Source organism: Rhizobium sp. BT-226 (assembly GCF_025847085.2).
Classification (GTDB): Bacteria; Pseudomonadota; Alphaproteobacteria; order Rhizobiales; family Rhizobiaceae; genus Rhizobium; species Rhizobium sophorae.
In genome coordinates this window covers 1,081,364-1,094,634 of sequence record NZ_JAOYTI010000002.1, presented here as the reverse complement: position 1 = coordinate 1,094,634, position 13,271 = coordinate 1,081,364, and the positions used below count along the sequence as shown (strand labels likewise).

The following is a 13,271-nucleotide window of genomic DNA, read 5'->3' as shown; positions in this document are numbered from 1 at the left end:
ATCAATGGCGGTCCGGCCACGGCGGGGCCGCTTCAAGGCGATATGAGGTTGCCTTCGGATGAATGAAGCTGATGCATTGGATCTGTTTCAGGCGGCGATCTGGACCGTCCTGATTGCCGCCGGTCCCGCCGTCATCGCGGCGATGGTGGTGGGTCTCGTCATTGCCTTGATCCAGGCGCTGACCCAGGTGCAGGAAGCGACGCTGACCTTCGTGCCGAAGATCGTCGCGGTGCTGATCACCGTCGGGGTTACAGCACCCTTCGTCGGCTCGCAGATCTCGATTTTCACCAATCTGGTCTTCTCGCGCATCCAGTCCGGTTTCTGAGCCACCTTCGCGCAAGCTTCGCCATTTAACTCTCGATCCGAATTGGGCGGGCTGCATGTCCGCCTCCTCTCATGAAGAGACGGAATCGTCATGGCGCAACCACCTGCACTCCCCATTCCAAAAGTCGCCCCGAGCCTGCGCGATGTCGGTTTTGCCCTCGGCATCATCGGCATCATCTGCATTCTCTTTCTGCCGATCCCGCCATTCCTGATCGATATGGGGCTGGCCTTCTCGATCGCCTTCTCGGTGCTGATCCTGATGGTCGCGCTGTGGATCCAGAAACCGCTCGATTTCTCGTCTTTTCCGACCATTCTGCTGATCGCGACGATGACCCGGCTGGCGCTGAACATCGCCACGACACGCGTGATCCTTTCGCATGGCCATGAGGGCCACGATGCCGCAGGCGGCGTCATCGCCGGTTTTGCAAGCCTGGTGATGTCCGGCGACTTCGTCATCGGTCTGATCGTCTTCCTGATTCTCATCACCATCAACTTCATCGTCATCACCAAGGGCGCCACGCGTATCGCCGAAGTCGGCGCACGTTTCACCCTGGATGCCATCCCCGGCAAGCAGATGTCGATCGACGCCGATCTCTCGGCCGGCATCATCGACGAGAGGGAAGCCCAGCGCCGGCGCAGGGAACTCGAGGAGGAAAGCTCCTTCTTCGGTGCGATGGACGGTGCGTCGAAATTCGTACGCGGCGATGCCGTCGCCGGCTTGATCATCACCTGCATCAACATCTTCGGCGGCATCATTATCGGCTATTTCCGCCACGGCATGCCGATCGGCGAAGCCGCCGACGTCTTCGTCAAGCTCTCGGTCGGCGACGGCCTCGTCGCACAGATGCCGGCTCTTATCGTCTCGCTGGCCGCCGGCCTTCTCGTCTCTCGCGGCGGCACCACCGGCTCCACCGACCAGGCGGTCGTCAACCAGTTGAGTGGTTATCCCCGTGCGCTTTCCGTCTCGGCGGTGCTGATGTTCATCCTGGCCTTGATGCCGGGTCTGCCGTTTGTACCCTTCGTGGTCCTCGGCGGTCTTCTCGCCTTCGGCGCCTGGTTCATCCCGCGTCAGGTCGAGGCAGAGAACATGCTTCGCCGCGAGCAGGAAGAAAAGAAGGTCGTCCAGAACAAGGAACTGGAAAAGGATTCGGTCAAGGCGGTGCTGCGCACCTCTGAAATCGAGCTCGCGCTCGGCAAGATGGTCTCGACGCGCCTGCTCGGCGCCCACCAGGAGCTCGCCTTCCGCGTCGGCAAGATGCGCAAGAAGTTCGCCACGCAATACGGCTTTGTCGTGCCCGAGATCAAGGTGACCGACGATATCGCCATTGCCGAGAAGTCCTACCAGATCCGCATCCACGGCACGACGGTCGCCTCCAACCTGCTGCGCGTCGGCGAAGTCCTCGTCGTGACCGGCGCCGGCCGCAGGCCGAGCATTCCCGGCGACGAAATCCGCGAGCCCGCCTTCGGCATGCCTGCCGTCTCGATCCTCGAAAACTTCGCCGACGATTTGAAACGCGAGGGCTTCCAGCCGATCGACAATGTCTCCGTCGTGCTGACCCATATGAGCGAGGTCATCCGCAACAACTTGCCGCAGCTTCTGTCCTACAAGGACGTCAAGGTGCTGATCGATCGGCTCGATCCCGAATACAAGAAGCTCGCCGACGAAATCTGCTCGTCGCATATGTCCTATTCCGGCCTGCAGGCGGTGCTCAAGCTGCTGCTTGCCGAACGTGTCTCGATCCGCAACCTGCACCTTATCCTCGAGGCGGTGGCCGAACTCGCCCCGCATGTCAGGAAGACCGAGCAGATCGTCGAGCATGTCCGCATCCGCATGGCTCAGCAGCTTTGCGGCGACCTCGCCGATAACGGCGTGCTGCGCGTGCTGCGGCTGGGCAGCAAATGGGATCTCGCTTTCCACCAGGCGCTGAAGCGCGACGCCAAGGGCGAGGTGATCGAATTCGACATCGATCCGCGCAGCCTGGAGGAGTTCAGCGAGCAGGCCACCAAAGTTATCCGTGAGTTCATGGATCGCGGCCTGCCATTCGCACTTGTCACGTCGCCGGAAACACGCTCCTATGTGCGCATGATCATCGAGAGGCTGTTCGCCACGCTCCCGGTCCTGTCGCATGTCGAACTGGCCAAGGGCATCGAGATAAAGATTTTGGGCTCTATTTCATGATAACAGACCCGCAAGGGACCGTTCTCGCGCTGTTTCTGGTTTTCTGCCGGATCGGTGGCTGTGTGCTGGCTCTTCCGGGTTTTTCCTCGGCGCGCGTGCCCCAACAGCTGCGCGTCTTCATCGCCGGCGCGCTCTCGATCGCCGTCATGCCGTTGCTCTGGGATACCGTCTATCCGGCCGTTCACACCGGTGCCGGAACCTATATCGGCCTGATCTTCACCGAATCGCTGATCGGCGTGATGTATGGCATGTTGGCGAGGATCTACACGCTCGGCATGCAGTTCGCCGCCTCGATCACCGCCATGATGGTCGGCTACACCCAGCCGGGCTCCGCCGACGTCATCGAAGATACGCCGGAGACCAGCCTGTCCGCCTTTATCACCTTTGCCGGCATGATGATCCTCTTCATCATGGATTTCCATCACATCGTCTTCCGCGCACTGATCGACTCCTACACGACCATGCCCTTCGGCGGCCTGATGCAGATGCGCGCGACGCTGATCTCCTTTACCGATACGCTGGAGCAGACCACCTACATCATGCTGCGGCTGTCGAGCCCGTTTTTGATCTACGGCCTGATCTTCAACGTCTCAATCGGTTTCATCAACAAGCTGGCGCCGCAGATCCCTGTCTACTTCATTTCCACGCCCTATCTGCTGATGGGCGGGCTCTTCCTGATCTATTTCTCGATTGCGGCGATGGTCAGCCAGTTCGGCCAGTCCTTCGGCTCGATCTATATCGGGCGATGAGGCTGTCATGGTCGAAAAGAGCCGCTCCCAAAAGCTCAAGCGACTGCTCTCGGTGCAGCGGCATATCGAAAGAATGGCCGAGAACGACCTGGCCGAAACCAGCCGCCAGCGTGTCGAGGTTAATGTGGCGATGGACGACGTCATCCTCGCGCTCGGCTCGATGGACCCCGTCCACCATGCCTTCTCGCAGAATTACGCCGACCGATTCGGCAGGCTCAGCATCAAGGACCAGCAGCTGACCGGCATGCAGCAGATCCACGAGATGCGGCTGGCGCGCGAGCGCGCCAAGGGTGACCGCTTTGAAGAGGGCATGAAGGAAGCACTCGAGGCCGAGCGCCGCGAGGCCGATGACAACGCCGTCTACGATGTCATCGACCAGCAATTCGCAACGCCAGCCTCCAGCAAGCTTCAAAAACTATAGTCGTTACGATCTTAAATTCAGAGGATTGTAACGTGGCTATATCGCCTCCCAGTGATCTGGTCCTGGATGTTGTCAAAGCTGCCGACCCCATGGAGGTCCAGGCGGCCCAGGAAAAGTTGAAGGCAAATCGTGCGGCCTTTGCCGCAACAAGTCTCGCCGAAAATGGCAAGGGCTTCTCCAATACGGTCGACGTTCTCGATCATGTCGGCCAGAAGAGCGGCCTCGCCAACGTCCAGAACCGCACCAAGACCGAGGAAGTTCCGGAAAGCTACCGGAAGTTCGAGGCCATGGTCCTGCAGAATTTCGTCAAGTCCATGCTGCCGAGCGAAAGCGAAGAGGTCTACGGCAAGGGCGCGACCGGCGATATCTGGAAAGGCATGATGGCCGAACAGCTTGGCAACACCATGGCCAAGGGAGACGGCATCGGCATCGCCAAGCAGATGTACAGCGAGCAGTTGCGCCGGCAGGAAGGCAAGATCGTCAATGCCTCCACCGACGACGATGACCGCAACACCGCGCTCAGCATGATCGACGACTTCCAGCGCAAGACCTTTGGCACGCCGACCGCCGAAGCCAAGCCCGATAGAACAGGGTGATCTTAGGCCCGTCGGCCAAAAATCGAATCCCGTTCCAATTAACAGTTAGAGCATGCTGTCGTCCGAAACCGCGCACGTTTTTTGGCATCATGCTCTAAGCGAAGCATAACCGAGGGTACCATGGAAATAATTTCGAACGAATACAGGATCAAATCCGTTCTCGGACGCCTCGAAATGATCATCGATAATGAGAACACCCGGATCGGCAACGATCCGCAGTTCGATCTCAAGGTCTCCAATGCCCATAAGAGCCGCTGCCTCTACGAGCTGTCGATGCTTTTCCGCGATACCGATCCGGCCGAGCTTGCCGCTGCCCATCTCGATCAGTTGCACGGCCTGAAGAAAAAACTGGTTCTCAATGCCCGTCGCGTCGAGGCGCATCTCGAAGCGGTTCGCGCTGTCGCCGACCTGCTGAAGAACGCAGTTCAGGACGCCGATGCCGACGGCACCTATTCCCAGGAACAATTCGCCGCGCGTGGAAACTGATGATCAAGCTCGTCCTCACCGGTGTCTGGGTTTGCGCCATCACCTTGGCATCGGTCTATATCTCGGTGTACCTGGCGACCGCGCCGGCGCCCGCAGCAACGGATTCCAAGCAAAGCGCGCTTGAACTGGTGAAGGGCGAAACGATCACGGTGCCGATTATCGGCAACGGTGCGATCACCGGCTATTTCCTCGGCCGCGTTTCTTTCATGATGAACAAGGACATGCTGAAAGGCGTGACGCTGCCGCTGAGCGAGATGACGACGGACGAGCTTTTCAGCCTGCTCGTCGGCAACAAGATGGTTGATATCGCCCACATCAAATCTTTCGATCCGAAGGCTTTCCGTGAGGAGATCAAGAAGGGCATGAACGAGCGCCTCGGCGGCGAATACGTCGCCGACGTGATGCTGGAACAGCTCGACTATCTCTCCAAGGAAGAGGTCAAGGAAAGCTCCGCCGGTCAGCCGAAGAAGGTGGGCGCGCCCGTCAAGATCGTCGAGACCGCACCGGCCGCCGAAGCACCGGCGCCAGCGGCCCATTAAGGACTATCATTTCATCGACGACAAACGGCGCCCGAGGGCGCCGTTTGTCGTTGGCGCGCTTGGTTAACAAACCACTTATGCGAGCATGGAAATTCAAGGAATTTTCCTAAGGGTTGTTTGAAACCGTCCTGTTATATCAGCTGTCACAGCTTGGCATGCGCCGCTTATCCGGGATCGGAGCGACGCCCACCAGCGGGACGCGACCGGGTCCTTTCGAGACCTCCGGTGCGGAAATATGGGCTTGTTTTCCGGGATGTCGGGCGCATGCAGCACCCTCGGCAGGAGGTAGGAATGAATCTGATTGCAAACTTCGCGGTGCTCGCATCGCGGCGGACGATCTTCGATCTGCCGGTCTGCGATCTCGGCTGGGACGACGCCCTCGTTTTCATCAACGAGCTGGCCTCCATTCCCGTCGGCCAGACCGTGGTTTGCTTCGTCAACGCCCACAACATGCTGACGACGCTGCGCGACGACGAATATTACCGGATCATGTCGCACAATCTGGTGCTGCCGGATGGCATCGGCCTCAACATCGCATCACAGATCGCCCATGGCGCGCCATTTCCCGCCAATCTGAACGGCACCGATTTCGTGCCGGCTTTCCTGACCTTCATGGAGGCTCCGCGCCGCATCGGTCTCATCGGCGGTAAGCGCTCGGTCGTCGAGGCGGCGGCGGAAAATTTCCGCAAGCACACGCCCTGGCACGAATTCGTCGTTGTTTCCGACGGTTACTTCGACAAGGTCGATTCCACTGAAGTCATCGAGGAGCTCGAGCACCAGAAGCTCGATATCCTGATCGTCGGCATGGGAACGCCGCTGCAGGAGAAATGGGTTCACAACAATATCCGCGCCGATCATGCGCGCCTGGTGCTGACCGTCGGCGCTCTCTTCGACTTCGTCTCCGGCGCCGTCCCGCGTGCGCCGAAGACGGTGCGGATGATGCGCCTGGAATGGGCCTATCGCCTGCTACAGGAGCCGACGCGCCTCTGGCGCCGTTACATCATCGGCATCCCGGTCTTCCTCTTCCATGTCCTGCGCTACCGCTTCCGCCGGCGCGAAAGGATCCTCAGCCATCCGGAAGAGCACGGCAGCGCGCTTCAGCCGCGGGCGGAGCGTAAGAAGGCGAGCTGACCTATAGCGCCGCGTGTCTAACAGGACGCGCGGCTTAGCAATTCTTGCCCGCTGCGGTTAACCATTTCTTTGCCATGAATATTTAGAGTCGCTTAATCATCTGCATTCGTGCGGGTGAGCGAACTCGGCCATCATGTGCATGAGATGTGGTGCAAATGTACGATATCAGGGCCAGAAACAGCTTCCAGGATCGCGCAGCCGCAAGGCCCCGCGCCCATGACGATTCCTATGGGCCGCCCCGGTCGAGCAGGCCTGATATCGCGCCGCCCGAGGCCGAATTACTGCGCGCCATCGGTCGCGCGCTGGAAGAACAGCGCACAAGAGCGGCGCGCACCGAACCGCTGGTCGACCGCATCGAAACCATCCTCGGCAACCGCCTTCGGGCCGCCAACGATGTCGGCCATCCGATTCTTCAAGAGCCGGCGGACGATGAAGAGCTGAGCGTTCCGGCCGACGAGCCGATGAGCTCACCCGAACCGCTGGCCGCGGTTCGTGAAGAACCCGCCGAGCCCCGGCCGGCAGCGCAGCGGCGTCGAGCGAGCGGGATCGGCCTTGCGATGATGGTGGCCGCCGCGACGATGATCGGCGCGGGCTTGCCGGCGCTGATGCCAGCTTCGCCGGCCCTCTACCGTGCCGAGACGACGCTTGCGGTGAAGAGCGATGCCGCAAGCCGCGCTGCCTTCACCCAGGCAGCAGTGAAAGGGCTGCTGTCGGCGAGGGTGGTTGCTTCGACGGTCGCCGCCCTGAAACTCGATCATGATCCCGAATTTGCCGGCGCCAGTGCCAATGCGCTCGGCGTTGCGCTCGATCTCCTCTCGGCGACCGGCGCTGCTGCCGATCCGGCTTCGCGGGCCGAGGCGACGCTGAAACATGCGGTCGAGATACTGCCCGATGCCGCCGCCGGCACCATCCTCGTCAGGGTGACGACCGGCGACAGCGGCAAATCCATGCGCATCGCCGCAAGGCTTGCCGAAGCGGTGTCCGCCGCAGACGGAGCCGGCGGCAACGTCGAGACCGATACCGCCTTGCGTAAAACCTATAACGAGGTCAAGGCGGAGCTTGCCGCCTTCACCGCGAAGAGCGGCGAGGGCAACGTCAAGGTGGCGATCGATCTTCGCCGCCAGATCGATCGGCTCGATGCCGATCTGAAAGCGGCCGACCAGAACATCCTTGCCGCCAAGGCGCAGGCCGACCGGCTCAAGGCTGCAAAACTTGCCGAAGTGCTCGACGGTTCGCTCCCCTCCGACATGCTTTCGCCGGCGCTGCAGGACTGGCGCGACAAATATGCCGTCGCCAAAACGACGCTTGCGCAGCTTTCGGCCGAACTCGGTCCGCGTCATCCGCGCCTCTTGCAGCAGCAGGCCGAAACTGACGGTCTCAAGGAGAATATGGGCAAGGAGCTTAGCCGTCTTGCCCAGGCTGCCAACCTCTCCGCCAAGGTCGCCGTCGATGCGCGCAAGGGTCTGAACGATCGCCGCAACACGCTGATCGCCCAGAGCCGGGACACCGGCGTCGATTTGTCACGCCTGACCGAACTCAGCGAAAAGGCGAATGCCGCCCGCTCGCGCCTCGAAGAGGCGTCGTCCGCAACGGCGGAAACGGCCGCCGACGGTCGTGTCGTTCTCCTGAAGCCGGCATTGGCAACCGCAGTATTGGGAAGCGATGGCCTGGCCGGCCGCGCGCTGGCCGGTGCCGCGACGGGCCTTGCGACAGGCCTTGCCGCGACCTTCCTGCTCCGGCGGCGTAGGCCTGTCGCCGAGTCCACAAGCGAGAAAATGCCCGTATCCCGGCCGCAGGCCCCACTGCCCTCGATGCCCGCGCAGGCCCTCGCACCAGCCGACGAAATGGAGCTGCTGCGCTCCGAAATCTCCGGCCTGCGCGACCGGCTTCGTGTGCATGCGCTCGAAGCGCGGCAGCCGCTGCGCTGAACGAACATTTCCTTGCAAGCTTGCTATTGCATTGCCGCTTTCCGACAGGATAGGGCGTTAGCGGGCAATTGACGCTCGCCGAGTATCCATAGATTGACGCGAAACAGGGCGGAGAGACGCGTGACGACAGTAATCGACGGAAAGAACGTAGCTGCATCGGTCATTCAGACGGTCAAGAGTGCGACGGCGGCGCTGGAAAAGAGCAGCGGCGTCACCACCGGCCTTGCGGTCGTCATCGTCGGCGATGACCCGGCAAGCCACGCCTATGTCGGCTCCAAGGGCCGCATGGCCAAGGAGTGCGGCTTCAAATCCGTTCAGCACACGCTGCCGGCTGAGACGAAGCAGGAGGATCTGGCAGCTCTCGTCGCCACCCTCAACGCCGATCCGTCGATCCACGGCATTTTGGTGCAACTGCCCTTGCCGAAGCCGCTCGACAGCGAGGCGATCATCCAGTCGATCCTGCCGGTAAAGGATGTCGACGGCCTGAGCGTCGTCAATGCCGGCAAGCTCGCCACCGGCGACCTGAAGACCGGACTGGTCTCCTGCACCCCGGCCGGCGCCATGGTCTTCGTCCGCCGCACCCATGGCGAGGATCTCTCCGGCCTCAACGCCGTCGTCATTGGCCGCTCCAACCTGTTCGGCAAGCCGATGGCGCAATTGCTGCTCAACGCCAATGCGACGGTGACGATTGCCCATTCCAGGACCAAGAATCTTGCCGAGGTCTGCCGCAACGCCGATATCCTGGTGGCCGCCGTCGGCCGACCGGAGATGGTCAGGGCCGATTGGGTCAAGCCCGGTGCGACGGTCATCGACGTCGGCATCAACCGTGTCGCGGCCCCCGAAAGAGGCGAGGGCAAGACCCGGCTCGTCGGCGACGTCGCCTTCGAGGAGGTCTCGGCGGTCGCCGGTACCATTACTCCGGTTCCCGGCGGCGTCGGACCGATGACCATCGCCATGCTGATGGCCAACACCGTCATCGCCGCTCATCGCGCTGCGGGGCAGACGCCGCCCCAGTTTTGACTACGGCCGCGGGGCAGGACCGGTCGAGGCCCTGACGATCAGCTCGGTCTTCCAGAGCTCCTGGTCGGGGAAGGGGCCGGCCTGCTTCACCGTGCCGATCAGCCGTTGCGCAATGCGAACGCCCGCCGCCCGCAATGAAGAGCGTGTCGTCGTCAGCGGCACCGAAAAGCTTTCCGGTTTCAGCAGCGGCAGCACGTCGTCATGGGCGATCAGCGAGATATCCTCACCGAGCCGCAATCCGGCCTGGTTGACCGCGCGGATCGCGCCGAGCGCCAGCACCGTGCTGGAGCAGAGGATCGCCGTCGGCCGCTCCGGCAATTGCAGGAAGTGTTCCATCGCCAGCAGGCCTTGTTCGTCCGTCATCAGCGCGTGGCTCATGCAACCCTCCTCGAGCGTGAGCCCGCGCTCGGCAAGGGCCGATACGACGCCGTTCTTCCTGCGGATGGCGAAATCGAGATGCATCGGTCCGTTCATCAGCGCAAAGCGCGTATGGCCGAGCTGCAGCAAGAGCCGCGTCGCATCGTAGAAGGCGCCTTCATTGTCGATGTCGAGATAGGGATAGTCCGGCTCCGAACCGAAGGACCGGCCGTGCACGACATAGGGCATGGAGAGCGATTTCAGCATGGCGAGCCGCGGGTCGTGGCCGCGCATATAGGCGACGAACAGGGCATCGACATTGCCGCTGATCGCAAGGCGGCGCAGCGCCGCCACCTCGTCATCCGGGTCGGCAGGCATGATCACGAAGTGGAAATCGTGGCGCACGGCCTCTTCGCCGAGCCCGGCCAGGAATTCACCGAAATGCACGTCGGACTGGTGACCGGGCGCCGTCGGCATGACGAGGCCGATCGAGCCTGCCTTGCCGGTCGCAAGCCGCTGCGCCGCCTTGTTCGGCCTGTATCCGGTTTCCTTGACAGCCTGAAGCACGCGCTCCCGGGTCGCCTCATTGACCTCGGGATAGCCGTTCAGCGCCCGGCTCACCGTCGTCTGAGACAGCCCCAGCAATTCCGATAGCTGTTTGAGATTCACCTGCTATGCTTCCTCCCAGCCCGCCCATCAGCCGTCTTGAAAAGGCCTGCCGCCTCCCAGTGGCATCCAAAGCGCTTTCAATTATGTATCATCTGGCGCGCTTGACTCAAGAAAAATCGCTCCATATTTCCCGATAGGCGCTGCTGCGCCGCGATATGCCGCGATATCCGGCATGTTCACAGCGGGTTTTCGCGAATTGACTTGACTCCATTCCACCGAAAGTGGAATGAGTTGGGTGTCAAAGCGCTTTGAAATTTCTTTATTGAGGGAATTCAGCGCGGTTGGGACTGTGATGGGAGGATGATCACATGAAAAAGTCATTTTTGATGGGCGTTGCCGTGGCAGCGCTTTTTGCCGGTGCTGCGTCTGCGGCCGATCTGAAATTTGCGCCGGGACAGGATGCCAAGTTCAACTGGAAGAGCTATGACGAATTCAAGGCTGCGCATGCCGATCTGAAGGGTCAGCCGCTGACGATCTTCGGACCGTGGCGCGGCGAGGACGAGGCGTTCTTCATGAGCGTGCTTGCCTACTTCACCGAAGCCACCGGCATCGATGCCAAATACTCCTCTTCCGAAAACTACGAACAGCAGATCGTCATCGACACGCAGGCGGGCTCGCCGCCAAACATTGCCATTCTGCCGCAACCGGGCCTGCTCGCCGATCTCGCCAGCAAGGGCTTCCTGACGCCGCTCGGCGACGACAATTCCAAGTGGATCAAGGACAATTACGGCGCCGGCGACAGCTGGGTCGGTTACGGCACCTACAAGGGCAAGGACGGCAAGGAAGCCTTCTACGCCTTCCCTTATAAGGCCGACGTCAAGTCGCTCGTCTGGTATGTTCCGGAGAACTTCGAGGAAGCCGGCTACAAGATCCCGACGACCATGGAAGAGCTGCATGCCCTGACCGACCAGATCGTCAAGGATGGCGGCGTCCCCTGGTGCATCGGTCTTGGTTCCGGCGGCGCCACCGGCTGGCCGGCGACCGATTGGGTCGAGGATATCATGCTGCGCATGCAGCCGCCGGAAGCCTACGACAAGTGGACGACCAACGAGCTGAAGTTCACCGATCCGGCCGTCGTCGCCGCGATCGACGAATTCGGCAAGTTCGCCAAGAACGAGAAATACGTCGACGGCGGCGTCGCGGCCGTGGCCTCGACCGATTTCCGCGACAGCCCGAAGGGCCTCTTCGCGGTTCCGCCGAAGTGCTACATGCACCATCAGGCCTCGTTCATCCCGTCCTTCTTCCCTGAGGGCACGAAGCTCGGCCAGGATGCCGACTTCTTCTACATGCCGACCTTTGCTTCGCATCCCGAACTCGGCAAGCCGGTTCTCGGCGCCGGCACGCTCGTCTCGATCGCCAAGGACTCGAAGACGGCCCGCGCCTTCATCGACTTCCTGAAGACCCCGATCGCGCATGAGGTCTGGATGGCGCAGTCGAGCTTCCTGACGCCATATAAGAGCGTCAGCACCGAGGCCTATGCCAACCCACAGATGAAGAAGGAAGGCGATATCCTGACCTCCGCCACCACCTTCCGCTTCGACGGTTCCGACCTGATGCCGGGCAAGATCGGCGCCGGCGCCTTCTGGACGGGCATGGTCGATTTCGTCGGTGGCAAGTCCGCTGAAGAGGCCGCTGGCGAAATCCAGAGCGCCTGGGACGGCATCAAGTAATCCTTCAAGACGATGCTGCCGGCTTGCCGGCGGCACGGCTTGCATGACTGGCCGGGCTCGCAAAGAGCCCGGCCATCGCAGGATATATTGTGATCAGGCAATCAAAGAGATTGACGGTGACTGAGGTCGACCCGTCAGAATTAAAAACCGATCGGAATAAGATCAGGGGAAGCAGGGGAGGGACGAAATGCTGTTGCAGATAGTGTCCGCTTTGGGCGTCGTGTTCGCCGCCGTGATCGCGTGTTCGGCCTATTTCTATTTTTCAAATAAGATTCTGGACATGGCTCTGCCGGTGAAGGATGGCGACATCCGAGCGGCATCGCGCAATCTGAACCGCCGCGCGCTCGTCCGGCCATGGCTGTTCATCGGCCCGGCGCTCTTCCTGCTCGTCGTCTACCTCGTCTATCCCGTGGTTGCGACCTTCATCCTCTCCTTCTACGACCGCGCCGGTCTGCAGTTCGTCGGCCTCGCCAATTACAAATGGGCGCTCGGTGACCGCGAATTCCGCCAGTCGATCTTCAACAACATCCTCTGGCTCGCCGTGGTGCCGGCTGCCTGCACCTTCTTCGGCCTCGTCATCGCCGTGATGACCGATCGCATCTGGTGGGGCAATATCGCCAAGAGCATCGTCTTCATGCCGATGGCGATCTCCTTCGTCGGCGCCTCGGTCATCTGGAAATTCATCTATGAATATCGCGGCGGCAACGATGTCCAGATCGGCCTGCTGAACGCCATCGTTCAGACCTTCGGCGGCACGCCGGAGGTGTGGATCTCCATTCCCTTCTGGAACAACTTCTTCCTGATGATCATCCTGATCTGGATCCAGACCGGTTTCGCGATGGTCATCCTGTCGGCGGCTCTTCGCGGCATTCCGGAAGAGACGATCGAAGCCGCCGTCATTGACGGCGCCAATGGCTGGCAGATCTTCTGGCGCATCATGGTGCCGCAGATCTGGGGCTCCATCGCCGTCGTCTGGACGACGATCACTATCCTCGTCCTCAAGGTCTTCGACATCGTGCTGACCATGACCAACGGCCAGTGGCAGACGATGGTGCTGGCGAACCTGATGTTCGACTGGATGTTCCGCGGTGGCGGTGATTCCGGCCGAAGTGCGGTCATCGCCATCATCATCATGCTCGCCGTCACGCCGATCATGGTTTGGAACGTGCGCCGCGCCAATCGCGAATTGAAGGGCCACTGAG

The 13,271-nt window shown here is 61.2% G+C and carries 13 protein-coding genes; 12 read left to right on the top strand and 1 reads right to left on the bottom strand.

The window, feature by feature from the left end:
• Window positions 1-58 precede the first annotated feature (58 nt).
• The 10 genes from fliQ (at window position 59) to folD (ending at window position 9,373) form a co-directional block, all read left to right on the top strand.
• Window positions 59-325 carry a flagellar biosynthesis protein FliQ gene (fliQ, locus tag OIU37_RS15590; RefSeq protein WP_009992823.1) on the top strand — a complete coding sequence of 89 codons (267 nt, stop codon included), beginning with the start codon at window positions 59-61 and terminating at the stop codon, window positions 323-325.
• Between the two features lie 90 nt (window positions 326-415).
• Complete coding sequence (gene flhA, locus OIU37_RS15585; RefSeq protein ID WP_028743716.1) at window positions 416-2,503, top strand: flagellar biosynthesis protein FlhA; 2,088 nt, start codon at window positions 416-418, stop codon at window positions 2,501-2,503.
• Window positions 2,500-3,252 (top strand): flagellar biosynthetic protein FliR, encoded by a 753-nt coding sequence (locus OIU37_RS15580; protein WP_180693776.1) that lies wholly within the window; start codon window positions 2,500-2,502, stop codon window positions 3,250-3,252. Before flhA ends, OIU37_RS15580 begins: the two co-directional genes overlap by 4 nt.
• Before the next feature lie 7 nt (window positions 3,253-3,259).
• Entirely contained in the window at window positions 3,260-3,673 is a 414-nt protein-coding gene (locus tag OIU37_RS15575; RefSeq protein ID WP_180693775.1) for a hypothetical protein, read from the top strand.
• 32 nt (window positions 3,674-3,705) lie between these two features.
• Complete coding sequence (locus tag OIU37_RS15570) at window positions 3,706-4,269, top strand: rod-binding protein (protein WP_264258014.1); 564 nt, start codon at window positions 3,706-3,708, stop codon at window positions 4,267-4,269.
• Between the two features lie 120 nt (window positions 4,270-4,389).
• Complete coding sequence (locus tag OIU37_RS15565) at window positions 4,390-4,755, top strand: hypothetical protein (protein ID WP_003545575.1); 366 nt, start codon at window positions 4,390-4,392, stop codon at window positions 4,753-4,755.
• A complete protein-coding gene (locus OIU37_RS15560) occupies window positions 4,755-5,294 on the top strand; it encodes a hypothetical protein (RefSeq protein WP_168314439.1) in 540 nt (179 codons plus the stop codon). The genes OIU37_RS15565 and OIU37_RS15560 overlap by 1 nt, the downstream gene beginning before the upstream one ends.
• 291 nt (window positions 5,295-5,585) lie before the next feature.
• Window positions 5,586-6,425: a WecB/TagA/CpsF family glycosyltransferase gene (locus OIU37_RS15555; RefSeq protein ID WP_264258013.1), complete on the top strand. Its 840-nt coding sequence runs from the start codon at window positions 5,586-5,588 to the stop codon at window positions 6,423-6,425.
• A gap of 155 nt (window positions 6,426-6,580) precedes the next feature.
• Window positions 6,581-8,353: a succinoglycan biosynthesis protein exop gene (locus OIU37_RS15550; protein WP_264258012.1), complete on the top strand. Its 1,773-nt coding sequence runs from the start codon at window positions 6,581-6,583 to the stop codon at window positions 8,351-8,353.
• A 120-nt stretch (window positions 8,354-8,473) separates the two neighbouring features.
• Window positions 8,474-9,373 (top strand): bifunctional methylenetetrahydrofolate dehydrogenase/methenyltetrahydrofolate cyclohydrolase FolD, encoded by a 900-nt coding sequence (gene folD, locus OIU37_RS15545; protein WP_180693772.1) that lies wholly within the window; start codon window positions 8,474-8,476, stop codon window positions 9,371-9,373.
• Here the strand turns inward: folD and OIU37_RS15540 are convergent, their stop codons facing one another.
• On the bottom strand, window positions 9,374-10,399 hold the full coding sequence (locus tag OIU37_RS15540) for a LacI family DNA-binding transcriptional regulator (protein ID WP_171601584.1): 1,026 nt from the start codon (window positions 10,397-10,399) through the stop codon (window positions 9,374-9,376).
• Window positions 10,400-10,707: 308 nt separating this feature from the next.
• Between OIU37_RS15540 and OIU37_RS15535 the strand changes: the two genes are divergently transcribed.
• Together OIU37_RS15535 and OIU37_RS15530 are read left to right on the top strand one after the other, a co-directional pair.
• On the top strand, window positions 10,708-12,069 hold the full coding sequence (locus OIU37_RS15535) for an ABC transporter substrate-binding protein (RefSeq protein ID WP_168310482.1): 1,362 nt from the start codon (window positions 10,708-10,710) through the stop codon (window positions 12,067-12,069).
• Between the two features lie 187 nt (window positions 12,070-12,256).
• Window positions 12,257-13,270 carry a carbohydrate ABC transporter permease gene (locus tag OIU37_RS15530; protein ID WP_138334351.1) on the top strand — a complete coding sequence of 338 codons (1,014 nt, stop codon included), beginning with the start codon at window positions 12,257-12,259 and terminating at the stop codon, window positions 13,268-13,270.
• Window position 13,271 lies beyond the last annotated feature (1 nt).

Excerpts from the sequence above, each read along its gene's own strand:
- fliQ (WP_009992823.1), top strand. The coding sequence starts at position 59 with ATGAATGAAGCTGATGCATTGGATCTGTTTCAGGCGGCGATCTGGACC.
- flhA (WP_028743716.1), top strand. The coding sequence starts at position 416 with ATGGCGCAACCACCTGCACTCCCCATTCCAAAAGTCGCCCCGAGCCTG.
- OIU37_RS15580 (WP_180693776.1), top strand. The coding sequence starts at position 2,500 with ATGATAACAGACCCGCAAGGGACCGTTCTCGCGCTGTTTCTGGTTTTC.
- OIU37_RS15575 (WP_180693775.1), top strand. The coding sequence starts at position 3,260 with ATGGTCGAAAAGAGCCGCTCCCAAAAGCTCAAGCGACTGCTCTCGGTG.
- OIU37_RS15565 (WP_003545575.1), top strand. The coding sequence starts at position 4,390 with ATGGAAATAATTTCGAACGAATACAGGATCAAATCCGTTCTCGGACGC.
- OIU37_RS15560 (WP_168314439.1), top strand. The coding sequence starts at position 4,755 with ATGATCAAGCTCGTCCTCACCGGTGTCTGGGTTTGCGCCATCACCTTG.
- OIU37_RS15555 (WP_264258013.1), top strand. The coding sequence starts at position 5,586 with ATGAATCTGATTGCAAACTTCGCGGTGCTCGCATCGCGGCGGACGATC.
- OIU37_RS15550 (WP_264258012.1), top strand. The coding sequence starts at position 6,581 with ATGTACGATATCAGGGCCAGAAACAGCTTCCAGGATCGCGCAGCCGCA.
- OIU37_RS15535 (WP_168310482.1), top strand. The coding sequence starts at position 10,708 with ATGAAAAAGTCATTTTTGATGGGCGTTGCCGTGGCAGCGCTTTTTGCC.
- OIU37_RS15530 (WP_138334351.1), top strand. The coding sequence starts at position 12,257 with ATGCTGTTGCAGATAGTGTCCGCTTTGGGCGTCGTGTTCGCCGCCGTG.